This is a genomic window from Croceivirga lutea (assembly GCF_014235875.1).
Taxonomy (GTDB): domain Bacteria; phylum Bacteroidota; class Bacteroidia; order Flavobacteriales; family Flavobacteriaceae; genus Croceivirga; species Croceivirga lutea.
This window is the reverse complement of sequence record NZ_JACJUK010000002.1, coordinates 281,170-306,613: the sequence shown is the minus strand read 5'-3', so window position 1 is coordinate 306,613 and position 25,444 is coordinate 281,170. Positions and strand designations below refer to the sequence as shown.

The 25,444-nt window shown below is 35.7% G+C and carries 23 protein-coding genes; 14 read left to right on the top strand and 9 right to left on the bottom strand.

The window, feature by feature from the left end; all coding sequences use genetic code 11:
• Positions 1-86: 86 nt before the first annotated feature.
• From H5V42_RS04850 to H5V42_RS04840, 3 genes are read left to right on the top strand one after another with little or no spacing between them, the layout of a single operon-like run.
• Positions 87-818 carry a polyprenol monophosphomannose synthase gene (locus H5V42_RS04850; protein WP_185782000.1) on the top strand — a complete coding sequence of 244 codons (732 nt, stop codon included), beginning with the start codon at positions 87-89 and terminating at the stop codon, positions 816-818.
• A gap of 1 nt (position 819) precedes the next feature.
• Entirely contained in the window at positions 820-2,157 is a 1,338-nt protein-coding gene (locus tag H5V42_RS04845) for a dihydroorotase (protein ID WP_185781999.1), read from the top strand.
• The gene (locus tag H5V42_RS04840) at positions 2,157-2,588 is read left to right on the top strand and encodes a DUF4296 domain-containing protein (protein WP_185781998.1); all 432 of its coding nucleotides are present in this window, start codon (positions 2,157-2,159) and stop codon (positions 2,586-2,588) included. Before H5V42_RS04845 ends, H5V42_RS04840 begins: the two co-directional genes overlap by 1 nt.
• On the opposite strand, the gene H5V42_RS04835 is transcribed toward H5V42_RS04840, so the two are convergent.
• Positions 2,566-3,570: an NAD-dependent epimerase/dehydratase family protein gene (locus H5V42_RS04835; RefSeq protein ID WP_185781997.1), complete on the bottom strand. Its 1,005-nt coding sequence runs from the start codon at positions 3,568-3,570 to the stop codon at positions 2,566-2,568. The two genes, H5V42_RS04840 and H5V42_RS04835, sit on opposite strands and share 23 nt — an antisense overlap.
• An 81-nt stretch (positions 3,571-3,651) precedes the next feature.
• On the opposite strand from H5V42_RS04835, the gene tyrS reads away from it, so the two are divergent.
• Complete coding sequence (gene tyrS, locus H5V42_RS04830) at positions 3,652-4,947, top strand: tyrosine--tRNA ligase (RefSeq protein WP_185781996.1); 1,296 nt, start codon at positions 3,652-3,654, stop codon at positions 4,945-4,947.
• A gap of 2 nt (positions 4,948-4,949) precedes the next feature.
• Here tyrS and H5V42_RS04825 read toward each other — a convergent pair whose 3' ends face one another.
• The 6 genes from H5V42_RS04825 to H5V42_RS04800 form a co-directional block, all read right to left on the bottom strand.
• Positions 4,950-5,486, bottom strand: a complete 537-nt coding sequence (locus H5V42_RS04825) for a cupin domain-containing protein (protein WP_185781995.1) — start codon at positions 5,484-5,486, stop codon at positions 4,950-4,952.
• A gap of 102 nt (positions 5,487-5,588) precedes the next feature.
• Positions 5,589-6,575 (bottom strand): LuxE/PaaK family acyltransferase, encoded by a 987-nt coding sequence (locus tag H5V42_RS04820; RefSeq protein ID WP_185781994.1) that lies wholly within the window; start codon positions 6,573-6,575, stop codon positions 5,589-5,591.
• 69 nt (positions 6,576-6,644) lie between these two features.
• Complete coding sequence (locus H5V42_RS04815) at positions 6,645-6,941, bottom strand: T9SS type A sorting domain-containing protein (protein WP_229665604.1); 297 nt, start codon at positions 6,939-6,941, stop codon at positions 6,645-6,647.
• A gap of 183 nt (positions 6,942-7,124) precedes the next feature.
• Positions 7,125-7,439, bottom strand: coding sequence for a T9SS type A sorting domain-containing protein (locus H5V42_RS04810; protein ID WP_185781992.1), 315 nt, complete (start codon positions 7,437-7,439; stop codon positions 7,125-7,127).
• Positions 7,440-7,662: 223 nt separating this feature from the next.
• Entirely contained in the window at positions 7,663-10,695 is a 3,033-nt protein-coding gene (locus H5V42_RS04805; protein WP_185781991.1) for a beta strand repeat-containing protein, read from the bottom strand.
• A gap of 55 nt (positions 10,696-10,750) precedes the next feature.
• Positions 10,751-13,678, bottom strand: a complete 2,928-nt coding sequence (locus H5V42_RS04800; protein ID WP_185781990.1) for a TonB-dependent receptor — start codon at positions 13,676-13,678, stop codon at positions 10,751-10,753.
• A gap of 175 nt (positions 13,679-13,853) precedes the next feature.
• Between H5V42_RS04800 and H5V42_RS04795 the strand changes: the two genes are divergently transcribed.
• Positions 13,854-14,540: a response regulator transcription factor gene (locus H5V42_RS04795; RefSeq protein WP_185781989.1), complete on the top strand. Its 687-nt coding sequence runs from the start codon at positions 13,854-13,856 to the stop codon at positions 14,538-14,540.
• Between the two features lie 50 nt (positions 14,541-14,590).
• Positions 14,591-15,634, top strand: coding sequence for a sensor histidine kinase (locus H5V42_RS04790; RefSeq protein ID WP_390809393.1), 1,044 nt, complete (start codon positions 14,591-14,593; stop codon positions 15,632-15,634).
• Here the strand turns inward: H5V42_RS04790 and H5V42_RS04785 are convergent.
• Positions 15,520-16,635 (bottom strand): glycosyltransferase family protein, encoded by a 1,116-nt coding sequence (locus tag H5V42_RS04785; RefSeq protein ID WP_185781987.1) that lies wholly within the window; start codon positions 16,633-16,635, stop codon positions 15,520-15,522. The two genes, H5V42_RS04790 and H5V42_RS04785, sit on opposite strands and share 115 nt — an antisense overlap.
• Positions 16,636-16,706: 71 nt before the next feature.
• Between H5V42_RS04785 and trmB the strand changes: the two genes are divergently transcribed.
• The 7 genes from trmB (at position 16,707) to H5V42_RS04750 (ending at position 21,379) form a co-directional block, all read left to right on the top strand.
• Positions 16,707-17,378: a tRNA (guanosine(46)-N7)-methyltransferase TrmB gene (trmB, locus tag H5V42_RS04780; protein ID WP_185781986.1), complete on the top strand. Its 672-nt coding sequence runs from the start codon at positions 16,707-16,709 to the stop codon at positions 17,376-17,378.
• A gap of 5 nt (positions 17,379-17,383) precedes the next feature.
• On the top strand, positions 17,384-18,013 hold the full coding sequence (locus H5V42_RS04775; protein WP_185781985.1) for a LysE family transporter: 630 nt from the start codon (positions 17,384-17,386) through the stop codon (positions 18,011-18,013).
• A gap of 3 nt (positions 18,014-18,016) precedes the next feature.
• Complete coding sequence (locus tag H5V42_RS04770; protein WP_185781984.1) at positions 18,017-18,346, top strand: MGMT family protein; 330 nt, start codon at positions 18,017-18,019, stop codon at positions 18,344-18,346.
• Between the two features lie 115 nt (positions 18,347-18,461).
• A complete protein-coding gene (locus H5V42_RS04765; protein ID WP_185781983.1) occupies positions 18,462-19,598 on the top strand; it encodes an Mrp/NBP35 family ATP-binding protein in 1,137 nt (378 codons plus the stop codon).
• Positions 19,599-19,601: 3 nt separating this feature from the next.
• A complete protein-coding gene (locus H5V42_RS04760; protein WP_185781982.1) occupies positions 19,602-19,841 on the top strand; it encodes a NifU family protein in 240 nt (79 codons plus the stop codon).
• A gap of 70 nt (positions 19,842-19,911) precedes the next feature.
• Positions 19,912-20,970 (top strand): NAD(P)/FAD-dependent oxidoreductase, encoded by a 1,059-nt coding sequence (locus H5V42_RS04755; RefSeq protein ID WP_185781981.1) that lies wholly within the window; start codon positions 19,912-19,914, stop codon positions 20,968-20,970.
• Between the two features lie 76 nt (positions 20,971-21,046).
• Entirely contained in the window at positions 21,047-21,379 is a 333-nt protein-coding gene (locus tag H5V42_RS04750) for a 2Fe-2S iron-sulfur cluster-binding protein (protein ID WP_185781980.1), read from the top strand.
• A gap of 13 nt (positions 21,380-21,392) precedes the next feature.
• Here H5V42_RS04750 and H5V42_RS04745 read toward each other — a convergent pair whose 3' ends face one another.
• Positions 21,393-23,132, bottom strand: coding sequence for an ABC transporter ATP-binding protein (locus H5V42_RS04745; protein WP_185781979.1), 1,740 nt, complete (start codon positions 23,130-23,132; stop codon positions 21,393-21,395).
• 131 nt (positions 23,133-23,263) lie between these two features.
• Here H5V42_RS04745 and H5V42_RS04740 point away from each other — a divergent pair, with 131 nt between their 5' ends.
• Complete coding sequence (locus H5V42_RS04740; RefSeq protein WP_185781978.1) at positions 23,264-25,441, top strand: acylase; 2,178 nt, start codon at positions 23,264-23,266, stop codon at positions 25,439-25,441.
• Positions 25,442-25,444 lie beyond the last annotated feature (3 nt).

The following is a 25,444-nucleotide window of genomic DNA, read 5'->3' as shown; positions in this document are numbered from 1 at the left end:
CAAATTTACAAAAGCCTTTGCCGTGGTTTGGTAGCTTAATTACATATCTTTACAAACCCTTATTTTTACAAGCTAAAATTTGTCCAGTGTCAGACTGTCTTGTTATCATACCAACTTATAATGAAATTGAGAATATTGAAGCCATTATAAGGACCATTTTAGATTTAAAAACCCCTTTTCACATTTTGGTAGTAGACGATAATTCGCCAGACGGTACAGCGCAAGTTGTACAAGAATTACAGACCAAATTTGGAGAGCGTTTGTTCTTAGAAGTTAGACCAGGAAAATCAGGATTAGGTAAGGCGTATATTCACGGTTTTAAATGGGCGTTAGAAAAACACTACAATTATATTTTTGAAATAGACGCAGATTTTTCTCATACTCCAAGTGATCTGTTGCGCTTACACCGAGCATGTTTAAATGGTGCTGACATCGCTATTGGTTCACGGTATATAAAAGGAGTTAACGTTGTTAATTGGCCATTGAATAGAATACTACTTTCTTATGGTGCATCTTGGTATGTTAAGTTAATAACTGGTATGCGAGTGCATGACCCAACCGCAGGTTTTGTTTGTTATCAACGAAAGGTGTTAGAAGCTATTAATTTAGATAAGGTTCGATTTATTGGGTATGCATTTCAAATAGAGATGAAATATAGAGCCTATCTAAAAAAATTCAATTTAAAAGAAATTCCGATTGTATTTACAGACCGGGTTAACGGCCAATCTAAAATGAATACCTCTATTATTAAGGAAGCTATTTTTGGAGTTGTAAAAATGCGATTTAGGAGTATTTTCGATAAAAAAAGTTTTCAGTAAGATGAGTAAAGTGCTACTTAAAAATGCAAAAACTGTAAATGAAGGAACGGTAAAAGTTCAAGATATTTTAATTCATGGTGAATATATAGAGCGATTAGATTCGAACATTACGGAAGCTAACATTAAAACTATTGACTGCGAAGAAAACTGGGTGATTCCTGGTGTTATTGATGACCAAGTACATTTTAGAGAACCAGGATTAACCCACAAAGGTACTATTGCAACAGAAAGTAGCGCGGCTATTGCAGGGGGTATTACTTCCTTTATGGAGCAACCTAATACCAATCCGCAAACTACCACCATTGAAAAATTAGAAGAAAAATTTCAAATGGCGGCAGCTTCGTCTTACGCCAATTACTCATTTTTGTTTGGTGGCACCAATGACAATTTAGAAGAATTAAAAAAAGTTGACCCTAAAAGTTGTTCTGGAATTAAGTTGTTTTTAGGTTCTTCAACAGGTAACATGTTGGTAGATGATGAACAGGTTATTGAAAACATCTTTAAGAACACCCAAATGGTCATTTCTGCTCATTGTGAAGATGAAACTACAATCAGAAATAATTTAGCAATTTATAAAGAAAAGTATGGTGATGATATTCCAATAAAATATCATCCTATTATACGTAGTGAAGAAGCTTGTTATTTATCTTCTTCTAGAGCTATAGCGCTAGCTAAAAAAACAGGAGCGAGGCTTCATGTTTTTCACGTTTCTACAGGTAAAGAAACATTCTTATTTGACAATACTATTCCTTTAAAGGATAAAAAAATTACCTCAGAAGTATGTATTCATCACTTGTGGTTTTCAGATGAAGATTATCAAGAAAAAGGCACATTAATAAAGTGGAACCCTGCTGTAAAAACTGCAAAAGACAGAACAGCGTTATGGGAAGCCCTACTAGATGATAGGTTTGATGTTGTAGCAACAGACCATGCTCCGCATACTTGGGACGAAAAGCAGAATGTGTATACTAAAGCGCCTTCAGGTGGTCCTTTAGTGCAACATGCGCTACCTGCAATGCTGCAGAGTTATACAGAGGGTAAAATAAGTATAGAAAAAGTGGTTGAAAAAATGTGCCATAATCCTTCATTATTATTTGATATTGAAAAAAGAGGATATATTAAAGAAGGCTATTTTGCTGACCTTGTTGAGGTTGCGCCAAATTCTAAATGGCAGGTTAAAAAAGCTAATATTTTGTATAAATGTGGATGGTCACCTTTTGAAGGTGTTACCTTTGATCACAAAGTAAAGCGCACCTTTGTTAATGGATTTTTAGCTTACGAAAATGGCAAGGTAAATAAACAAAAAGCAGGGCGCCGTCTTACATTTGATAGAGATTAATGAAAAAGTTTTGTTTTCTTTTATTGGTGATTTTGGCTTTTTCTTGTGGTGAAAAAGTGGTAGAAGAGCCTAATAATCTTATTGAAAAAGAAAAGATGATAGCCATTTATTACGATTTGGCTATCTATAACAGTATACGTTCAACAAATCCCGCATCGTTAAAAGAGAATAACATTGATGAGATTATGCCGTACCTGTTTAAAAAACACAGTATAGATAGTATGCAATATGTTAGTAGTGATAAATATTATGCTTCTATACCGTTAGAATATCAACTAATGTATGAAGAAGTCGAAAGTAGACTTTTGGCAGCTTCTGAAGTGTATGATGAGGCTAGAAAGAAAAGAGCAGATAGTATAAAAGCGGCTAATGAAAAACGCTCAGATAGCATTCAAAAATTAAGGAGTGCTAATGTTCCTGAACGTAAATAGCACAACATTTTTTAATTACTTCTTGTATCGGTTCTAATTTCTCGGGATAAAACTGTTTTAATTTTTCACCTGAATATGTGCTGTGAGTAGGTATGGTATTGGCTAAATTTTTAGATAAAACCCTTCTAGAGCCGGTTATTTTATGCCGTAGCCAATCTAGTCTCCAGAATACTTGAAGCTGCCAAGGTTTAATCATATACTTTGGTGCAGGTAAACCAAAGGCCTTTAAAATTTGTGTTTGTACAGTTTTGAATGGCAGATTTTCAGCGACCAAGACAAATCTTTCATTTTCTATTTCAGCATCCATTAAAAATGTCATTACTGCAACTACATCATCTACGCCAATATAGCCTGTGCTTCCCGGTAAGGCGTAGTTTTGTTTTCTAGAATACCGACTAAAAAAAGAACCACTACCTCTTTTCCAAGTTCCAGGTCCTAAAATAACACCAGGATTTACAATTACCGCTGGTACTCCTTCTTGAGTACCTCTCCAAACTTCTAATTCAGCATCGTATTTTGTTAAAGAATATACATTTGCGCTCGTGGGGTTCCATTCGGTATTTTCATCAATTTCTTCATCTTTTTTTGGTAAACCTAAAGTGGCAATGGAACTTACATAGCAGATTTTAGCTACCTTATTAGCAATAGCCAAGTTTACAATATTAGCGGTGCCTTCGATATTTGTTTTTGTTAGTTGAGATAATTTACTGGGATCAAATGAGATAAAGGCAGCGCAATGGTAGACTTTGGTGATGTTTTTAAACGCTTTACTAAGTTTGGGTACATCAGTAATATCACATGGCAACCATTCTATTTTCTCAATTAATTCTTTTGAGTTTTCGCTATAATAACTAAAGATTTTTTCAACTTGAGAACGCCGTTTTTCTGTTCTATAAACGGCTCTGATTTTTTCACCTTTAAGAACTAGGCGGTGTAATAAATGCGCTCCAACAAGACCTGTTGCTCCTGTAACTAAAATCATGCTTAAAAGTAGCTAAATAAATTACGCTGAAGCCCAACCAAGATTCTATATTTGCAAATCCAATACATAATAAGCTTAGAAATGCAGAAGAATTTTGTTGAAGAAGTTACCTGGAGAGGAATGTTACATGATGTTATGCCAGGTACCGAAGAACATTTATTAGAAGGTATGCAATCTGCGTATGTGGGCATTGACCCAACAGCAGACTCTTTACATATTGGTCATTTAGTTGGGGTAATGTTACTAAGACATTTTCAATTAGCAGGTCATAGGCCACTGGCTTTAGTAGGAGGAGCAACGGGAATGATTGGAGACCCTTCTGGAAAATCTGCAGAACGTAACTTGTTAGATGAAGCCACTTTAAGGCATAATCAAGAAGCCATAAAAAATCAGTTGTCTAAATTTTTAGATTTTGATAGTGATGCTCCTAATGCAGCTTTACTTGTGAATAATTACGATTGGATGAAAGATTTTTCTTTTCTAGATTTCATTCGTGATGTAGGTAAGCATATTACGGTTAATTACATGATGGCTAAAGATTCAGTTAAAAAAAGACTTTCTGCCGAAGCAAAAGAAGGTATGTCTTTTACTGAATTTACGTATCAGTTAGTACAAGGGTATGATTTTTTGCACCTATTCAAAGCGCACAATTGCACCCTGCAAATGGGTGGTAGTGACCAATGGGGTAACATAACTACAGGTACTGAACTTATAAGACGTATTGGCGGTGGTAAAGGTTTTGCATTGACTTGCCCACTGATAACAAAAGCAGACGGAACAAAATTTGGAAAAACAGAAGGTGGCAACGTTTGGTTAGACCCAGAACGAACTTCACCATACCGTTTTTATCAATATTGGCTAAATACTTCAGATGAAGATGCTGAAAAGTATATAAAGATATTTACATTCTTAAGTAAAGACGAAATTGAAGAATTAGTTGCTAAGCATAAAAAAGAACCGCATTTACGACAACTTCAGAAAAAATTGGCCGAAGAGGTTACTACTATGGTGCATTCAGCAGAAGATTTAGAAAATGCAGTAAAGGCTAGTAATATTCTATTTGGCAAGTCTACTTCAGCGGATTTAAAGCAGCTTAATGAAAAAACATTTTTAGATGTATTTGAGGGTGTTCCACAAGCCGAAATTTCTAAAGATGATATTACAGAAGGGCTAGATATGATTGGAGCCTTAGCAGCTAAGACAGGTTTTTTAAGTTCCAATGGTGAAGCTAGACGCGAGTTGAAGCAAAACTCAATTTCTGTAAATAAAGAAAAAGTCGGTGAGAGTTATACCATAACCACTACCGACCTTATTAGTGATAAATTTGTCTTACTTCAACGAGGTAAAAAGAACTACTTTATTCTTATTGTAAAATAGAACTAAGCGGTTAAGAAAGAGATACCGTAGCGATTGCAAATAGCAGCCACTTTTGGAAAATCTGGTTTTCCTGGAGGTAATGCTCCCAATTCTTCAAACATTAATTCTATTCCTGAGGGGAATGCGCTGAGTATAGTTTTGCAAGGTATCTCCCCTACAACTTTCCACGAATGTGGAATGTTTTTTGGGGCAAACGCCAAATCTCCAGCTTTTAAAATAGTAGTATTACTACCTACAGTAACCTCTAGCTCACCTTCAAGAACCTTAAAAATTTCGTCTTCTTTAGTGTGTACATGAGGGGGTATCATGGTTCCCGGAGGATTTACTTCTTCAATAAGCGTAAATTGTCCGTCGGTGTCTTCACCAGTTAATTTAAATGTTTGTTGATCTCCAATAACATTAACTTGTTTACCCTCTTTAGCTCTAACAATTTTTGGGTCTAAATTCTTTTTTAATGATGTTCTAGAACCAAAAACGGGTGTAACTAGTGCCGCGGAAGTTACCGTTAGACTTGTTTTAATAAATTGCTTGCGTTTCATATTATATATAGATTGGTTGAATTTTTAAGATAGACCATTCTTAAAATCAATCAGGTTAAATTGTATAGAAAGCTTAAAGTATTGTAAGTATGGCAGTTGTGGTTACATGGCCATTAGATTGCATCCTCTAATATCAGAGTGGTCAAACCTGCCAATAACTTCAAAGTCACCATTTCTGTGAACTCGGCCAAGGTCTTGTGTAGCAATAAAGGAACACGAATTTAGGTTAGCTAAATCAATAATATTTAGTCCGCCGGTGGTGCCTTTATTTTGTAGCGTTAGGGGGTCTTCTGTATTTCTAGAGAAAATTCGCATCCATGGTGGAGTTTCAAATATTCCTTTGCCTTTAGAATACGCTTGAGAAAGCAATTCTGTCATTCCGTATTCTGAGTGTATATCACTTACTCCAAAACCAGCTTTAAGAATTTGGTGAAGTTCATCTCTAAGAATTTCTTTTCTTCTACCTTTCATTCCGCCTGTCTCCATCACAATTGTATTATTTAGCTTTGTTTTATAGGATTCTACAAAGTCTAGAAGCGCAAAAGAAACACCAATGAGCAAGGTTTTTTGTTTGATTTTTTCAAGTTGCTGTAATTTGGAGTAGAGCGTGTCATGATTGTAGAGAAAGAACCCATTTTCTAAATGTTTAGAACGCTGCATAAAAGACTCTACCATATAAATCAAAGAAGAGCCTTGGCGTTCTAAATAGGCAGGTAGCAAGGCAAGAATACAGTACTCCTCAATAGGACCATAGAAGTACTCAAAACCTTTGATAAAGCTTTGCTCGTAAAGTCTTAAGTTAGAAACTAAATGTTTGCTTGTGCCGGTGGCAGTAGTACCACTACTGGTAAATTCTATTTCTGGTTTAGTTGTAGTACTTACTATTTTATGATTTTTAAAAAATTCAATAGGAAGAAAAGGTATTTGATAAGGTGTTTTTATAAAATTGACGTTAACGCCTATTAAATCACAATATCTTTTGTAAATACTATTAGTATGATATTGAAATTCAAATACTTTTAAAGCCAATGCATCAAATTCTGATGTAGTGTTAATTTTAAATATGGATGCCTCTAAACTTTGCTGCATGGTGCAAAATTAGCGAATAAAAAAAGCCTTGACGATAAATCAAGGCTCATAGTTAATATTGAAATTGGTTTATTTAACTACCAGTTTTCTGGTAATTGTTTTTTTGTTTTCTTCTACCTGTACCACATAGATACCTGGGGTAAGATTAGTGATGTTGAGCGTATTGTTTTCTAACTTGTTAGATAATACTACCTCACCAAAAACATCAAAAACCTTTATTTCTTTATCATCATTACTTTTAGTAGTAATGTAAACTTCGTTTCCGTAAGCCGGATTAGGATATAACCTAAGCCCCTTAATTTCTTCAAAATTTTTGTTGTTTACTGAAACCAAATCTTGTCCAGCAACAACTATTGGGATGCTCATAAGTAGGAAAAAAAAGTAAAATTGTTTCATGCATTAAAATTTGGGGAACTGCACAACAAAATTACGTCTAGACTATGATTGTGTATAGTTTATGTTGTGTATGTAAGAATACTGTTGGTCTTGTCTACTAACGGTTAAAAATAACCGACAAAGTGTGCTTTAAAATATTTGAAATGTAAGTAATTACTTAATAATTAGCTTTCGAGTGGCTACATTATCTTTCTCAACAACCCTAATTATATAAACTCCTTTTTTTAATTCGGCTAAGCTCAGTTCCTTACCAAGAAGTGTAGTTTCTAAAACTTTTGTTCCAAGAACGTCGAAAACAGCAATCTGTTTAGCAGCATTTTGCGCAGTACTAATAAATATTTTACCAGAAGTAGTTGGGTTGGGATATAACTTTAATCCATCAATATCTGATGAGGTTTGATCTAGTTGACCAAAGGCCATTGATGCTACTGCAAAGAATAAGAAAAGCGTTAGGTAAAGTTTCTTCATGCAAGTAAGTTATCAAAGGGTATGCCACAAATATAGTCATAACCTCCTCAGATAGAAAGGTTAGCGAGGGACAAAAATTAAAAAGATCGATGAAATGCAGTACTTGACCGAAGATTGGTGTAGTTCATCGAAGTATTAAAAAGAATAATTGATAAAAATAAAGCTAAGACATAAAAAAAGCCCCGCATTTGCGAGGCTTTAGAATATAATTAGTTGCTAAAACTTAGTTAGATGCCCAGTCAAAAATAGCTACATCAACAGTTGCAGCACCTTCATAAGTTAATGCTGGGTCAGAGGTAGCACCTTCGATAGTTACGTTAGTAACAGCACCACCATCTCTATAGTCGATAGAAGTATCATAACCAGTTAAAGAAAGACCAGTAATAGTAGCACCAGATTCTTTTTTGAATTGTAAAGCAGTACCTCCAACAGAAGATACACAAGTTAAATTCACCAAAGAAGGGTTGTTGTTATCACCATCAGCTTCAACAGCAGTAGAGAAACCAGCTTCAGTATGTAAAACATAAGCATTGGTTAATGTACCGTTCCAACCTTCTGTCCAGTCGATAGCATCGTCTTGGTTATTTTCTAAATAAAAGTTAGAAGCAGAAACAGTTCCACCAAAGAACTCAACACCATCGTCAGTACCATTTAAGATAGCTACGTTATCGATAGTAGTTTCAGAACCTACAGCATATAAAGTAAGACCGTTGTATTGAGACTCAGGATTAATTTGAGCACCAGCATAGTTAATAATTAAGTATTCAATGCTACCAGAGCTATCAGCATCGTTAGTACCACCGTAAGCAATTTCACCTACTTCAGCAGTAGCATCTACACCTTTAGTAGTAGTAGCGTCACCAGCGATAACTAAACCACCCCAGTCACCAGGAGTTTCGTTAGCAGAAGTCATTACTACTGGATTTGCAGCTGTACCTTGAATATCAATAGTACCACCTTTTTGAACAACAATGTACGTACTAGTTTCTTCACCAGCTTCTGAATCAGCAACGATTAAAGTACCCGCTGGGATAGTTAATGAACCACCATCTTCAACGCTTAAAGAGCTATTTAAAAAGTAAGTGATGTTTGCATCAAGAGTTACAGCACCTGAAACTGAACCAGTTAAAACTGCTGATTGCGCTTCAGCGTTACCAGTAGCCCAAGAAAATAAAGATGCACTTACAGTGGCAGGACCTTCATAAGTTAATGCTGGGTCAGAAGTAGCACCTTCGATAGTTACGTTAGTAACAGCACCACCATCTCTATAGTCGATAGAAGTGTCATAGCCAGTTAAAGAAAGACCAGTGATTGTAGCACCAGATTCTTTTTTGAATTGTAAAGCAGTACCGCCAACGGTAGAAACCGCAGTAAAGTTTACTAAAGATGGGTTGTTGTTATCACCATCAGCTTCAACAGCCGTAGAGAAACCAGCTTCAGTATGTAACACATAAGCATCAGTTAATGTACCGTTCCAACCTTCTGTCCAGTCAACAGCATCATCTTGGTTGTTTTCTAAGTAGAATTTAGAAGCAGAAACAGTACCACCAAAGAATTCAACACCATCGTCAGTACCATTTAAGATAGCAACGTTTTCGATAGTAGTTTCAGAACCTACAGCATATAAAGTAAGACCATTGTATTGAGACTCAGGATTAATTTGAGCACCAGCATAGTTGATAATTAAGTATGCAATGCTACCAGAGCTATCTGTGTCATTTGTACCACCATAAGTAATTTCACCAACTTCAGCAGTAGCATCTACACCTTTAGTAGTAGTAGCGTCACCAGCGATAACTAAACCACCCCAGTCACCAGGAGTTTCGCTAACAGAAGTCATAATTACTGGCTCAGCAGCAGTACCTTGAACATCAATTTGAGCTCCTTTTTGAACTACGATATACGTACTAGTTTCTTCACCCGCCTGAACATCAGCAACAATTCTTGTACCAGCAGGGATAGTTAATGTAGCACCAGATTCGATACTTAAATTACCTTCTAGGAAGTAATCAATTGCAGGGTCTAAAGTTAAATCAGAACCTATAGCACCGCTTAATACGTTACTTTCAACAGTATTGTTAGTGCCTACCCAGCTAAAGATATCAACATCAACAGTAGCAGGAGCAACATAAGATAAGGCAGGGTTAGAAGTTTCACCTTCGATAGTTACGTTAGTAACAGCACCACCATCTCTATAGTCGATAGAAGTGTCATAACCAGTTAAAGAAAGACCAGTGATTGTAGCACCAGATTCTTTTTTGAATTGTAAAGCAGTACCACCAACAGTAGAAACCGCAGTAAAGTTTACTAAAGATGGGTTGTTGTTATCACCATCAGCTTCAACAGCCGTAGAGAAACCAGCTTCAGTATGTAACACATAAGCATCAGTTAATGTACCGTTCCAACCTTCTGTCCAGTCAACAGCATCATCTTGGTTGTTTTCTAAGTAGAATTTAGAAGCAGAAACAGTTCCACCAAAGAATTCAACACCATCGTCAGTACCATTTAAGATAGCTACGTTTTCGATAGTAGTTTCAGAACCTACAGCATATAAAGTAAGACCGTTGTATTGAGACTCAGGATTAATTTGAGCACCAGCATAGTTGATAATTAAGTATTCAATGCTACCAGAGCTATCAGCATCATCAGTACCACCATAAGTAATTTCACCAACTTCAGCAGTAGCATCTACACCTTTAGTAGTAGTAGCGTTACCAGCAACAACTAAACCACCCCAGTCACCAGGAGTTTCGTTGCTTGAAGTCATTATTACAGGACTAGAAGAAGTACCTTGAACATCAATAGCACCACCTTTTTGAATAACCAAATAAGTACTAGTCTCATCACCAGAGGCAGCAGCAGCAGTAATAACCGTACCAGCTGGTATAGTTAAGGTTGCACCACTTTCAACACTTACTTGACCAGATAAAGTGTATTCAACAGCTGCATCTAAGGTCATGTCAGCAGTAATAGGGCTCATTGTAGTTAAATCAACTGATTCAGCAGGACAAGCATCGCAAGAACCACCACAGTCAACACCAGTTTCATCACCGTTCTGAATACCATCAGTACAAGTTGGTTCTACCTCACATGTGTTCGGGCAAGTACCGCCGCAGTCTACACCAGTTTCTATTCCGTTTTGGATACCGTCACTACAGGTAGGGCCAGTATCTCCATCATCACTGCTACAGCTTGACAAAATCAAGGCTGAAGCCGCAACGAAAAGCATTGTAATTTTAAAGACTTTCGTTTTCATAATAGGGTTTAGAATTTAATTAGGGTTTAATATTTAAATTTTAGTGTTTAAAGAGTTAAAAAGTATATGTAAGACCAATACCAATAGTTCTACCTAATTTGTATGATCTTACGGTTTCTGTTCTAATAATTCTTTCTGGTGCATTAGGCCCTAACCTTTCATTAATGTCATCAGAAAAAGCTCTTATTTCGTTTCTATTATCAAGAACACCTTGTGTTCTTTTTATTTCAGGGTTTAAAAGATTTTGTCCGCTTAAAGAAACTTGCCATTTTTCAGCGAACTCTTTGCTGATTCTACCGTTTAAAACCACAAAACCTTTCTCTATTATGTTGTCATTATAAGAATAGTCGTAGATAGCAAAACCTTCAGGACTACCCAAAACATATATTTTATCTGATGCGTAATTAGCATTTAAAGATGCTGTAAATGGATTTTCAGATGAGGTTTTAAGATTTAGGTTGGTGTTTAAGATAAAATCAGAAGCACCTTCTAAACCTGTAGTGTTGTTAGTTCCAAATTTGAAAAATTCAAGGGCACTTAACCCGTCATCTGTAGGTACAAATTTTAGGTCTTGTTCATGATGCATTACTGTTGCATTGAACACCAAACTTAAATCTACTCCTGAATACACATCATTCTCCTCATTATAATATGGCTTCAATAAGTTTAGTTTACTTTCCAATTCTAAACCTAACACTTCGGCCTTTTCTCCGGTATTTTCATAAGTCCAAATACTTTCACCACCTCTTTGAACCGTTCTGTTAATTGGATCTTTAATGTCTTTGTAGAAAACGGCTAAAGAAATTAACTGATCATTAGATGGAAAGAATTCCCACTTAATATCAAAGTTGTTGGTAAAAGAAGCAGTTAAATTATCAGCATTACCTGTAACTTCTTGTCCAGAAGGAGCAACATATCTAAAAGGAGCTATTTCTTTAAATTCAGGTAGTGTAATAGTTCTACTTGCGGCAAAACGTAAAGCATGCTTATCGTTTAGTGTATACTTTAAATTTAAACTCGGGTAGAAATTTTGGTATTCTTGGTTGGTTTCACCAACTAAACGTGTTCCACTACCACCCACATCGTAAATAACATTAATATCATCTTTTTGCGCTCTTAAACCTGCACTAATATTTAATTTATTTAAGGCTACATTAAAGTCGGCATAGGCCGCTTGAGAAGTGTATTCTCCAGTATATATATCTTGGGGAACACCATTTTGATTCAAACTTAATCTGCGAACTTCAAGTGAACCATTCCCAAAATTTTGAGTAGAAATTATAGAATTTAAATCATCTAAACTAGAAGAACGTGTGCTAAATCTATCTACATTATTAGACTCTACAACCCCAACGAATTCAGAACTAAAGTCTCTTTCTTTATTTCGATAGAACACACCTAACTCAATATCAAAAGCCTTATTAGAATCTTCTTCTTTTAAGATGTGTAGAACATCTTTAATGTAGCCATTGTATTCGTTATCCTCAATTAGCTGCGCAGCTTTTCTTTGGTTAAAGCCACCCTGCGAGTTTAGCGCTACTGAACTTTCTGGTGTAGTATCAAAAAATACCTGATTACGAATACGGTTTGGTTCATCTGCATTCAATAAATTATAACCGAAAGCCCAGTTTAACTGGTTTTTTTCAGATAGTTTATGCTCACCAAGTAATTGGCTTACTAACAGGTTAGTTTGCTTAGTATTTTGGTCTCTAACAAATTCTAAAGGAATTCCAAAACTACTAAAAGCACCTGTATCATCACTAACCTGCGCTTCACCATTTCTACCAAATTCAACTACCTCATCAGTTAAGGTGCTTAAATATGTAGTAGTCGATTTTAACTTGTTTTTATCATTAATAAACCAGGTTAAATCTAATAAAGCGGTATTGTTAATTTCTGATTCAAAAGTGGTATAATCAGAAGCACCAACTTGAACAAAACCGTATTCTAAGATTTGATAAACTCCTCTATTAAATCTATAACTTTCATCATGGGAACCTGTAAGTACAAAAGATAGTTTTCCGTCAAAAAACTTTTTACCTAAAGTTAGGTTTAAACCGTAGTTGTAAGGATTGCTTTTTATGGACGGGTCCCAGGATTGTTCTGTTAACTGTTGAATTAAATTACTATTAGGGTCATAAAAACCAAAAGTGGTTTCATCAGCTAGATTGGGGCTAATTTTGAAATTATCTTTAGCTCCATCTTCATTTACAGATGAGTTAACACCACCAGAAATACCAACACTTAGCTCTGAGCTACCTATTAGTTCTCTTGAGGTTATATTAATATTACCAGAAGCTTGGTCTGCTGAGGTTCTAGCTGCATACGTTTTGCTAATACTTACATTCTGAATAACTCGTGTAGGGAATAAACCTAAATTAATATTCTTTTTGTCTACGTTATCAGAAGGTATAGGTAGACCATTTAGCGTGGTAGATAAATACCTATCACCAAGCCCACGTACAAAAATATCTCCAGAAGCTTCGCTTTCAGAAACACCAGAAATTTTGGTTGTTGCTGTTTTAGCATCAGAAATACCTAAATCACCCAACTCTTTAGCACCAATACTTTCAACAACAGTAACTGCATTTTTTTGGTCTAATAATAAAGCAACTTCAGAATCTTTTCTGGCAACTGTGGTTACCACTACTTCATCTAAAGAAAGTCCACCACCTGCACTCATGGGTACATTAACTGTGGTAACTTTACCAGCTTCAATGGTTACATTAGGAATATCCACTGTTTCATAGCCTAAATAACTAAATTCTATGGTGTAGATACCAGGCTCTAGGTCAGCAATTTCATAAAGACCATCAAAATCTGTAGTAGTACCGGTGGTTGTACCTTTAATTAAAACATTGGCGAAAGGAAGAGGGTCATCATTCATTTCTCTGTCTGTAACTTTCCCAACAACACTTCCTGTTTGCTGGGCACTTGCGCACATTATTGTGAACAAGGAAAAAATCAGTAATTTCAATTTCATTTCTAGGTAAGAATTTGGCGCAAAGAACGCTACACACTTTAAATGTCATGTTACTTGTATGTTAAGTGTTTTTTTCAATAAGGTTACTTTAGTGTTACCACATTAAATCAATGTTAAGGGTGAAAACCATTGTGTTTAATATATTTACATTTGGATGTTAAGAAATATTCCAACCATGAAAACAAAAGATATTCGCATTCTTTTGGTAGATGACGAACCAGACATTTTAGAAATTGTTAGTTATAATTTATCTGCCGAAGGCTATGAGGTTTACACCGCAAAGAATGGGGCAGAGGGTGTAGCTAAGGCTAAAAAGAAACAACCGCATTTAATTATTTTAGATGTAATGATGCCAGAAATGGATGGTATTGAAGCCTGCGAGGTTATACGTAATACTCCAGGATTAGAAAATAGTATCATTGCCTTTTTAACTGCCCGAGGTGAAGACTATTCGCAAGTTGCTGGTTTTGAAGCTGGTGCTGACGATTACATTACCAAACCTATAAAACCAAAAGTATTGGTTAGCAAGGTTAAAGCGCTTTTAAGAAGACTTAAAGAAGATAAAGAAGAGGTTGAAGATATTGTAAAAGTGGGCAATATTGTGATTAACCGTGAAGAGTATAAAATTATTAATGACGGTGAAGAAATTATCTTACCTAGAAAAGAATTTGAATTACTGTCTTTATTGACTTCAAAACCAAGCAAAGTATTTAAAAGAGAAGTTATTCTAGATAAGGTTTGGGGTAACGAGGTAGTTGTTGGCGGTAGAACAATTGATGTACATATTAGAAAACTTCGTGAAAAAATAGGCGACCACCATTTTAAAACGGTAAAAGGGGTAGGCTATAAGTTTGTACTGTAATGGCTACAAAGCTTGTAAAGTCATATAGGTTTGCATTGCGATCATCTTTTATGATTTTCATATTGGTTATCGCTATGTTAATTGTCTTTCAGCTTATTCTCAATACTTTTAATTGGTGGGCTACTTTGGGCATTAGCTTGCTAGTTTTCGTGGTTTCCCTTATAGTTATTCAAGTTCGTGTAGAGCGATTTATTTACCGTCGAATTAAAAAGATTTATGATGATTTTTCGCTTTTAGAATCTGCCACATTCTCGTCAAAGCCAATTACGACAGATATGAAAACCTTAACTGAGGAGTTAGGAAAGTTTGCCGAAGACAAAAAAATTGAAATTGATACCCTAAAGATTCGAGAAGAGTACCGCAAAGACTTTTTAGGTAATGTTTCTCACGAACTAAAAACGCCACTCTTTACGGTTCAAGGCTACATTTTAACGCTTTTAGATGGCGCAATTAAAGACAAAAAGGTACGCACCAAATATTTAGAACGTGCTAGTAAAGGTGTAGAGCGTCTTATTTATATAGTAAAAGATTTAGATTTAATCACCAAGTTCGAAGCAGGCAACCTTCGTTTAGATAAAAAGTATTTTGACATTATAGAATTAATTCAAAATGTATTTGAATTGCTAGAGATGAAAGCTGCCAAGAAAGAAATTACGCTAACTTTTGATATTGAATACCCAGAACCTATTATGGTTTATGCTGACCAAGAAAAAATACAGCAAGTATTAACCAATTTATTGGTCAATTCAATTAAGTATGGTCATAAAAACGGTACAACAGAAATTAGCGTAGAGAATTTAATTCGCAATAAGGTTATTGTTAGGGTTACAGATAATGGTGAAGGAATTCCGAAACAGCATATTCCTAGGTTATTTGAGCGTTTTTACCGTGTAGATCAAAGTGGTAGTCGTAAAGAAGGTGGTTCAGGATTAGGCCTTGCAATTGTAAAACATATTGTGGAAGCTCACGGAGAAAAAATTTATGTAGAAAGCGAAGTTGATGTGGGTTCTGAATTCTCTTTTACGCTAGAAAAAACAGAAAACAACTCAGAAAAATTGGTTGAAGAATCTTCAAGTTTAGCTAATCCTTCATAACGCTTTACCCTTTTTAAATCTTTTAGTTTAAAGTCTTCTTGTTTAGCAAAAGGCACTAAACCTAATTTGTCTAACCTTTTTGCAAGGTATACTTGCTCGTATTGGCCAGGTGTTGGAATAAAAAACGCCTTTTTTTCAAGTTTAGCCAAATCCATAACCGTGGTATAGCCAGAACGGCAAAGCACAAGCTTACTGGCATTAATGGCAGCTGCCAACTCCTTAGACTGCATAAAGTTGACTAATTGAATGCTTCCTTTCTTTAATGCTATATTTTCTTGAGTTTGCTGCTCTTCAATTTTGCCTTTTACGAATACAACTTTGCCATTATAGCTAATTAATTGCTCAAGTAATTTTTCTTCTAAAAAGGTTCGTTGGGGTTCTGGTCCAGATAATAACACCAATAAATCGAATCTTTCTTCGACCTTAGTTTTTTCAAATCTACTTAACGGACCCAGGTATCTAATTTTAAGCTTTGATTTTTTTAAGTGCCCAAGTTTTCCGGTTAGGTTTGGTTTATTTTCTACGTCTGGCACCCAACATTCTGCAAATTTTCGAATAATTTTTTGGTGCATTTTAGAGCTAAACCAAGTGGTGTTACCAGATAAAACATTGAGTTGGTGAGTTATAAATACACAAGGAATTTTTTTTGAAAATACTCCAAGTCTATTGTCTGAAATTATACCGTCGATGTGATGAGCTTCAACAATTTTTTTGATTTGCTTTTTCTCCTTAGCCATCGCTTTTAAAACTTTAGGAGAATCCCACAGCATCTTTAGCTTAAAATTTTTTCCTTTTTCAGCGTATTTAATCTGGTAAGAAGAAAGTTCAAAAAATGGTAAGTTCGGAAATTCTTTACGCAGCAACGCAAGAGCTACACCATCAGAAGCTATAAAAACTTCAAATTTGTTTTCTAGTAAAGCATTGATTAGGGGTATGCATCTTGTGGCATGCCCAAGACCCCAATTTAATGGGGCTACCAAAATTTTAGTTGAGAACTTCATAATTTACAAAGCAACAAAAACAGGCTGGTCTAATGATTTCCTTAGCTTTGCCAAATCTTTAAATTTATGTTTTGGGAAGTAAGAATAAGCTAAAGCGGTTTGCAGAGAATGCCACTTTTTCTAACGTAATTCAACCAACTAGAGATGAGGTGCTTCATGATTTTGAATGGAGAGGTAATTGGAAATCTTTTTTTAAGAATGATAATCCAATTGTGGTAGAATTAGGTTGTGGTAAAGGGGAATATACAGTAGGACTAGCCAAAAGATTTCCTAATAAAAATTTCATTGGCATTGATATTAAGGGTGCTCGATTTTGGAGAGGAGCCAAAACGGCTATTGATGAAGATTTGCCAAATGTGGCTTTTGTGAGAACTCAAATTGAGCTTTTAACCTATGTATTTGGTGTAGCAGAGCTCTCTGAAATATGGATTACTTTTCCAGACCCTCAGATAAAATATAAAAGAACTAAACATAGAATGACCAACAAAGTCTTTTTAGATAACTATAAAAAAGTTCTAAAGCCCAATGGTACTGTTCACTTAAAAACAGATAGTGAATTTATGCATGGCTATACCTTAGGATTGTTACATGGTTTAGGTCATGAGGTGTTGTATGCCAATCATAATATCTATAAAAATTCAGGTAGTCCAAAAGAAGTTTTAGAGATTCAGACTTTTTATGAGAAGCAATATCTTGAAATTGATAAAGCAATTACTTATCTTCAATTTCGACTGACCAACTAAGAATAATGGAACACTTGCCCATTTTGTTTTTTGCCACTTTGCTGGCAGCTATTGTAGCGTCTGCTCCTCCAGGACTTTTAAACGTTAATGCTGCTAAGATAAGTGTTGAAAAAGGCAAGAAAAGTGGTATTGTTTTTAGTTTAGGTATTGCAGTAATGGTCTTAATACAGGCCTATATTTCGGTACGAATTGCAAAATTTTTAATTCGAAATCCTCACGTAGTTGGTTGGTTAATGAAAGCTGCCGTCGTGGTCTTTGCCGTACTAGCCGTGTTTTTCTTTATAAAGGCAACAAGAAAACAAATACAACATTCAGCAGAAATAAAACAGGGCAAAACACTTGGTGACTTTGGTAAAGGTCTTTTTCTAGCATCACTAAATTTTCTACAGATACCTTTTTATAGCGGCTTAAACACCTTTTTTGGAGCTAACGGTATTATGACTTATGAGATTATTGATGAAGTATTTTTTATTGCAGGCGCAGGTATAGGCACTTTTTTAGTAATGTATTTGTATGTTTTTTACTTTAATAAACTAGACGCCAATAGCTCAAAATTTTCCAAAAACTCATATTATATTTTAGGTGTTTTAATGGTAATACTCTTGATAATTACACTAATTAGAATTAATTATTAGTGAATGGAAGAGTCTAATTTCTTTGATAAAGTTTACGAGGTTGCCAAATTAATTCCACCCGGTAGAGTAACCTCTTATGGTGCTATAGCTAAATATTTAGGGGCAGCAAGAAGTGCAAGAATGGTGGGTTGGGCCATGAATAATTCTCATAGCATGCCTAGTGTTCCAGCGCATAGAGTGGTAAATAGGGTAGGTGTGCTAACAGGTAAACATCATTTTGATGGCACCAATCTTATGCAGCAATTGTTAGAAAATGAAGGTGTGCAAATAAAAGATAATCAAGTGGTTAATTTTAAATCGCTTTTTTGGGATCCCTCTCTAGAATTGTTATAAGCCTTAGCTATTTCATCATCCTTACTTTCAATTAATTCGTTTCAAAAACAAGCTTCCAAACCGTATCTTTGTATGCTAGAAATTTATAAAATTTCGGTTAAGCAGAAAAAGAAGAATGAAGATAGATAAGAAGCAGATTATAAAAGCACTAGAAAAAATAACCGTACCTGGCGAAGGTCAAAATATGGTTGAAAGTGGTGCGGTTAAAAACGTACAGGTTTTCGGCGAAGAGGTAGAAGTAGATATCACTATTAAAAACCCAAGTTTACAAGCGCGTAAGAAAACAGAAGTTGAGATACTTAAAGTTATTCACGAAAAAGTTCATGAAAAAGCAAAGATAAAAGTGAATCTTAAAGTAGCGGCACCAGCAAAACCGCAAGCCAATTTAATTAAAGGTAAGCCAATACCAGGCATTCAAAATGTAGTAGCTGTTGCTTCAGGTAAAGGTGGCGTAGGTAAGTCAACTGTTACGGCAAATTTAGCGGTGACCTTAGCCAAAATGGGCTTTAAGGTAGGTTTGTTAGATACAGATATTTATGGGCCTTCTATGCCCATAATGTTTGATGTGGCAACAGAAAGACCATTGTCTGTGAATGTAGACGGCAAAAATAAAATGAAGCCTGTTGAGAACTATGGCGTAAAATTATTGTCTATAGGTTTTTTTACACAACCTAACCAGGCAGTGATTTGGAGAGGTCCAATGGCAAGTAAAGCCTTAAATCAAATGATTTTTGATGCGCATTGGGGTGAGCTAGATTTTCTACTATTAGATTTACCTCCAGGCACAGGAGATATACATTTAAGTATCATGCAATCATTACCGGTTACGGGTGCGGTTGTAGTGAGTACGCCACAAGAAATAGCTTTAGCTGATGCTCGTAAAGGTGTTGCTATGTTTCAGCAAGAGACCATTAAAGTGCCTGTGTTAGGTATTATAGAAAATATGGCCTACTTTACACCAGAAGAATTGCCAGATAACAAATACTATATTTTTGGAAAAGATGGTGCAAAAAACCTTGCAGAGGATTTAGAAGTGCCCTTTTTAGGAGATATTCCGTTGGTACAAAGTATACGTGAAGCAGGTGATGTAGGTAGACCAGCGGCATTGCAAACAGCGAGCCCAATAGAAAAGGCATTTGAAGATTTAACTAAGAATGTAGTACAAGAATTGGTTAGAAGAAATGAAGACCTACCACCTACAGAGGCAATTAAAATAACTACAATGGCAGGTTGTGCTGCTGTAAAAAAGTAAAAAATGACATCTGAAGAAGTTCGTTTAAACGTTGAGAAAGCATTGGAAGAAATACGTCCGTTTTTAGTAAGCGATGGCGGAAATATTTCTTTGGTTTCTATAGATGATGATAAATCAGTTAAAGTTCGTTTAGAAGGTAATTGTATAAGTTGTTCTGTAAATCAAATGACATTAAAGAGTGGTGTAGAAATGACAATTAAGAAATACGCTCCTCAAATTGAAGAAGTTATCAATATAAATTAGTATGACATTTATCATGACATAGAACAGTCATGAACTATAGATTTGCTAATTAAATTACCTTCAATAAAAAATGATTGAAACAGATATCTTAATAATTGGCGCTGGCCCCACAGGTCTTTTTACTGTTTTTGAAGCCGGCTTATTAAAATTAAAGTGCCATTTAATAGATGCCTTACCACAACCAGGTGGGCAATGTGCAGAAATATATCCTAAGAAACCCATTTACGATATTCCTGGTTTTCCAGAAGTTTTAGCCGGAGATTTAGTGAATAATTTAATGGAACAAATTAAGGCGTTTCAACCTGGGTTTACCTTAGGTGAACGCGCAGATACGTTAGAAAAGTTAGCAGACGGTTCGTTTATTGTAACTACGAATAAAGGAACAAAACATCATGCGCCTATCGTAGCTATTGCTGGGGGCTTAGGCAGTTTTGAGCCTAGAAAACCACAATTGGAGAACTTGGCAAAGTTTGAAGATAACGGTGTGGCGTATATGATTAAAGACCCAGAGGTATATCGTGACAAAAAAGTATTAATAGCAGGTGGGGGAGATTCTGCACTCGACTGGACTATTTTCTTAGCAGAAGTAGCTTCTGAGGTTACTTTAGTTCACCGCAGAAACGAATTTAGAGGGGCCTTAGACTCCGTTGAAAAAGTACAAGAGTTAAAGAATTTAGGTAAAGTAAATCTTATTACACCAGCGGAAGTGGTTGCCTTAAATGGCGATGATATCTTAACATCGGTAACCGTTAAAAAAACTACTACCGAAGAAGAAACTCAAATCGTTGTTGATAATTTTATTCCACTTTTTGGTTTGTCACCAAAATTAGGTCCGCTAGCAGATTGGGGTTTAGAAATTGAAAAAAATGCCATTAAAGTAGATAACACTTTAGATTATCAAACAAATATTCCTGGTGTTTTTGCAATAGGTGATGTAAATACCTACCCAGGTAAATTAAAATTGATTTTATGTGGTTTTCATGAAGCAACTTTAATGTGCCAAAGTGCTTATCAAATTATTCATCCAGATAAGAAGTATGTAATGAAATATACAACCGTTGGTGGGGTTACAGGTTTTGATGGCAGTAAAAAGGAAGCCCCTAAGGCAGTAGTAAAAGCAATTGAGTAATTTAAACTTTAAATACCCTATTAAAATAGTAGGTTATTTAAAGGTTTCTTCTTTTTTTTGCAGTCGATTTTAAGGTATGTCAGATATAAAAATTACAATCATTGATAGAGAAGGCGTAAAGCATGAAGTTGATGCGCCAACAGATATGAACATGAACTTAATGGAGGTGGTACGTTCGTATGAACTGGCTCCAGAAGGTACTATTGGTATTTGTGGTGGTATGGCTATGTGTGCTTCATGTCAATGTTATGTATTATCATCTCATGAATTACCTGAAAAATCAGATGACGAAGAAGCCATGTTAGCAGAGGCTTTTAATGTAAAAGACAATAGTAGGCTAGGTTGTCAGCTGCATATTGCTCCAGAAATGAATGGTTTAGAAGTAGAGTTAGCTCCAGAAGAACTATAATGCACTATCTTTTTTAAATTCTAGCTTGGTAGGTAAACAGATTATAATACCGGCCTTCTTTAGCTATTAATTCGTCATGTGTTCCCCGTTCCACAATATGCCCGTTTTCCAGAACAAGAATAAGATTTGCCTTTCTAATGGTGCTTAACCTGTGTGCAATAACAAAAGTGGTTCTGCCTTTAGTTAATTCAGCTAAACTTTTTTGAATCAACGCTTCGCTTTCGGTATCTAAGTTAGAAGTAGCTTCATCTAAGATTAAAATTCTTGGGTCAGCTAAAACCGCTCTTGCAATAGCAATACGTTGTCGCTGGCCACCAGATAGTTTTATACCACGTTCACCAATTAGGGTGTCTAAACCTTCATCAAAACGGTCAGTGAATTCATCTACGTAAGCAGCTTTAATTGCGCTTTGTAATTCTTCTTCAGTAGCATCGGGCCGTGGAAAAAGAATATTATTACGTATGCTGCCTTCAAATAAAAAGTCGTCTTGCAATACCACTCCTAAAAATTGTCTAAAACTTTTAAGGTTGACTTGGCTCAAGTCATGACCATCAATAGTGATTGTGCCATCGTCAGGATTTAAAAACGTAGCTGCCAAGCCAGCGATAGTAGATTTACCAGAACCAGAACTACCAACAAGGGCAATAACTTCTCCTGAGTTTGCCTCAAAACTAATATTATGAAGCACCTCTTTATCTTCTTCATAAGCAAAAGAAACATTGGTAAACACCATATTTCCTTTAATGTTATGGAGCGTAATGGTTCTATTGGCATCATCTGCCTCGGCCATCTCGTTCATTAACTCTTCTGTGCGGTCGAGGCCTGCAAGCGCTTCGGTAAGTTGACTTCCAATATTACTCATTTGCACAATAGGAGCCACCATTAGTGCAAGTAAAAATGTAAACTCAAAATATTCGCCAGTGGTTATTTCGCCTTGCATCATTTTGTAACCACCATATCCCATCATAATTCCTGTAGTAGCCAAGCCTAGTAAAAAAGTTGATGAGCTTGTCATTACTGCGGTTGCGGTAAGACTTTTTTTTACGTTTTTATATAAACGTTCTACACCAACCTCAAAAACTTGTGCTTCTTGTTCTTCAGCATTAAACCCTTTTATTACACGTATACCGCCAAGAGTTTCTGTTAATCTACCTTTAACTTCGGCATTAATCTTACCTCTATCTCTAAAAACGGGTCTAATTATTTTAAATGCTTTAAGTGCAATTACTGCAAAAACCATTAAAGGGATAAATGTGAGCAAGGTCATACTTGGGCTAATTCTAATGAGAAGAATTAACGAAACAACAGCAGTAATGGTTCCACCAACTAACTGTACCAAGCCTGTTCCAATTAAGTTTCGAACACCTTCAACATCACTCATAATTCTAGAAACCAAAGCCCCAGACTTGGTGTTGTCAAAAAATTGAATAGGGAGTGAAAGTACTTGTTTCTGAACCTGAGCTCTTAATTCTGATATCATGTATTGTGCCTGAATGCTTAATACTTTTGTCAATAAAAAAGACATTACCGCTTGTACTAAAAAAGCAAGAATAACTACGGTAACTAAAATTTTTAGAAGCTCATAATTCTTGTTTGGTACTATATCATCTAAAAAATACCGAAGTGATACTGGCGCAACAAAACTAGCAGCCTTACTAATAATGATTAACAAAAGCCCTAAGAGCACTAGTTTTCTTCTTGGCCAAATTATGGTTTTGAATGCTTTAAGTATACTAACTTTTTTGTCTGCCATGTGTTATAAGAAAAAGGTGCAAGGTAATTTAAATACTTCAAAACACTGCTCATTGTAAGCTTTTGCCTACGCTTATATTTTTTAAATGACTATGTAGTGGTTATCTTTAAAAACACATTCAACTAACTCTTATGAAAAAAGTACTCTTTTGTTTGTTTTTAGTAGTTACAGCCTGTAAAACTGAAGAAAAAGTTTCTGCTGAAGTTGCTAATTGGGAAGCCCAAGCTGAAAATATTACCATCATAAGAGATGATTTTGGCGTACCTCATATTTATGGAAAAACTGATGCAGATGCTGTCTTTGGATTATTATACGCACAATGCGAGGACGATTTTAACAGAGTAGAACAAAATTATATTTGGGCAACTGGCAGATTAGCGGAGGTTGAAGGAGAGGAAGCCTTGTATAGTGATTTGCGAGCTAATTTATTTATGACCGAAGAAGAAGCCAAAGAAAAATACAAAAGTGCTCCAGATTGGCTTCAAAAGTTATGCGTTGCATTTGCTGACGGCATTAATTACTATTTACATACACACCCAGAAGTTCAACCTAAATTACTAACACGCTTTGAACCTTGGATGCCTATGTATTTTAGTGAAGGAAGTATTGGTGGAGATATCGAAAGAATTTCTATAAATAAGATAAAAGCTTTTTACGAGAGTGGATTAGAATTACCAGCTTTAGAAGAATATCAAATAAAAAAAATGGAAGAAATGGCAGAACCTGCTGGTTCTAATGGTATTGCTATTTCTGGTGACTTAACCCAAAGTGGTAACGCCATGTTGCTTATTAATCCGCATACCTCTTTTTATTTCAGGGGAGAAGTTCATGTTGTTTCTGAAGAAGGTCTAAATGCTTATGGCGCGGTAACCTGGGGTCAGTTCTTTGTTTACCAAGGATTTAACGAGAAAACAGGCTGGATGCATACAAGCACCTATACAGATGTTATGGATGAGTTTATGGAAACTATTGTAAAGGATGAAGGCCAACTTTTATATCAATATGGCGAAGAATTAAGACCGGTAGACTCAATGATGGTTACCTTAAAGTATAAAGATGGGTTGGAGCTAGCGGAAAAAGAATTTCCTGTTTATAGAACCCATCATGGACCAATAACCCATGTAGAAAATGGTTACTGGACAGCTTCTGCCATGATGTGGGAACCTGTAAAGGCTTTGGAACAATCGTATGTGAGAACCAAACAAGATGGATATAATGGGTTTAGAAAAATGATGGATATTAGAACCAATTCCTCTAATAATACGGTATATGCCGATGCGGAAGGTAATATTGCGTACTACCATGGTAATTTTGTACCCAGAAGAGATACCATTTTTGATTATACCAATCCGGTTGATGGTAGCAACCCTAAAACAGATTGGAAGGGTTTGCATACGGTTACCGAGAATATTTTAATTAAAAATCCGGCTACAGGCTGGATTCAAAACTGCAACTCTACACCATACACGGCCGCTTTAGATGATAGTCCAAAACGCAACGATTATCCTAAATATATGTCTAGAGACCAAGAAAATTTTAGAGGAGTTCATGCCATTGAACTTTTAAAAGATAGAAAGGGTTACACCATTGATAGTTTAATAAAATTAGCTCATGACCCTTACCTACCTGCTTTTAAGGTCTTATTGCCACAATTAGTAAATGCTTATGAAGCTTTGCCATCTCCTAATCTAGAACAAGCAATAACAGTACTTAAAAATTGGGATTATAACACATCTAAAGACGCTATTGCTATGACTTTAGCACATTATTATGGCACAAAATGTATGGAGTATGGGTATTCTGGAGAGATTCAAAGACCTAAATCACCAATGGAATTATTTGAACAGTTTTCCACCTTTGTACCTGCTAGTAAACAATTAGAATTATTTGAAGCTACTGTTGACCAACTAGATAATGATTTTGGAACTTGGGAAATTCCATGGGGAGAAGTTAACCGTTACCAACGATTGAATGGTGCCATTAAACAAGCATTTGATGATGACAAGCCAAGTGAGGCCGTTGGTTTTGCTAGTGGAAGATGGGGCGCGCTAGCAGCTTATGGTGCACGTTACAATAATAATACCCGAAAAATATACGGTACTAGAGGTAATAGTTTTGCTGCAGTGGTTGAATTTGGAGATAAAGTAAAAGCCAAATCTATTTTGGCGGGTGGACAAAGTGGAGACCCAAAATCACCTCATTTTGATGACCAAACACAACGCTATATTAATCAAGATTGGAAAACGGTAGCTTATTATAAAGAAGAAGTTTTACAAAGAGCGCAACGCACATACAAGCCAGGGGACTAAATT

Bases quoted from the DNA above. Each gene is read 5' to 3' on its own strand.
- H5V42_RS04825 (WP_185781995.1), bottom strand. From the start codon at position 5,486: ATGAAACGCAAGCAATTTATTAAAACAAGTCTAACGGTAACTTCCGCG.
- H5V42_RS04785 (WP_185781987.1), bottom strand. From the start codon at position 16,635: ATGAAGTTCTCAACTAAAATTTTGGTAGCCCCATTAAATTGGGGTCTT.
- H5V42_RS04765 (WP_185781983.1), top strand. From the start codon at position 18,462: ATGAAGATAGATAAGAAGCAGATTATAAAAGCACTAGAAAAAATAACC.
- H5V42_RS04770 (WP_185781984.1), top strand. From the start codon at position 18,017: ATGGAAGAGTCTAATTTCTTTGATAAAGTTTACGAGGTTGCCAAATTA.
- H5V42_RS04820 (WP_185781994.1), bottom strand. From the start codon at position 6,575: ATGCAGCAAAGTTTAGAGGCATCCATATTTAAAATTAACACTACATCA.
- H5V42_RS04760 (WP_185781982.1), top strand. From the start codon at position 19,602: ATGACATCTGAAGAAGTTCGTTTAAACGTTGAGAAAGCATTGGAAGAA.
- H5V42_RS04740 (WP_185781978.1), top strand. From the start codon at position 23,264: ATGAAAAAAGTACTCTTTTGTTTGTTTTTAGTAGTTACAGCCTGTAAA.
- H5V42_RS04795 (WP_185781989.1), top strand. From the start codon at position 13,854: ATGAAAACAAAAGATATTCGCATTCTTTTGGTAGATGACGAACCAGAC.
- H5V42_RS04840 (WP_185781998.1), top strand. From the start codon at position 2,157: ATGAAAAAGTTTTGTTTTCTTTTATTGGTGATTTTGGCTTTTTCTTGT.
- H5V42_RS04745 (WP_185781979.1), bottom strand. From the start codon at position 23,132: ATGGCAGACAAAAAAGTTAGTATACTTAAAGCATTCAAAACCATAATT.
- H5V42_RS04755 (WP_185781981.1), top strand. From the start codon at position 19,912: ATGATTGAAACAGATATCTTAATAATTGGCGCTGGCCCCACAGGTCTT.
- H5V42_RS04805 (WP_185781991.1), bottom strand. From the start codon at position 10,695: ATGAAAACGAAAGTCTTTAAAATTACAATGCTTTTCGTTGCGGCTTCA.
- H5V42_RS04790 (WP_390809393.1), top strand. From the start codon at position 14,591: ATGATTTTCATATTGGTTATCGCTATGTTAATTGTCTTTCAGCTTATT.
- H5V42_RS04775 (WP_185781985.1), top strand. From the start codon at position 17,384: ATGGAACACTTGCCCATTTTGTTTTTTGCCACTTTGCTGGCAGCTATT.
- H5V42_RS04835 (WP_185781997.1), bottom strand. From the start codon at position 3,570: ATGATTTTAGTTACAGGAGCAACAGGTCTTGTTGGAGCGCATTTATTA.
- H5V42_RS04815 (WP_229665604.1), bottom strand. From the start codon at position 6,941: ATGAGCATCCCAATAGTTGTTGCTGGACAAGATTTGGTTTCAGTAAAC.
- H5V42_RS04845 (WP_185781999.1), top strand. From the start codon at position 820: ATGAGTAAAGTGCTACTTAAAAATGCAAAAACTGTAAATGAAGGAACG.
- H5V42_RS04800 (WP_185781990.1), bottom strand. From the start codon at position 13,678: ATGAAATTGAAATTACTGATTTTTTCCTTGTTCACAATAATGTGCGCA.
- H5V42_RS04810 (WP_185781992.1), bottom strand. From the start codon at position 7,439: ATGAAGAAACTTTACCTAACGCTTTTCTTATTCTTTGCAGTAGCATCA.
- H5V42_RS04750 (WP_185781980.1), top strand. From the start codon at position 21,047: ATGTCAGATATAAAAATTACAATCATTGATAGAGAAGGCGTAAAGCAT.
- tyrS (WP_185781996.1), top strand. From the start codon at position 3,652: ATGCAGAAGAATTTTGTTGAAGAAGTTACCTGGAGAGGAATGTTACAT.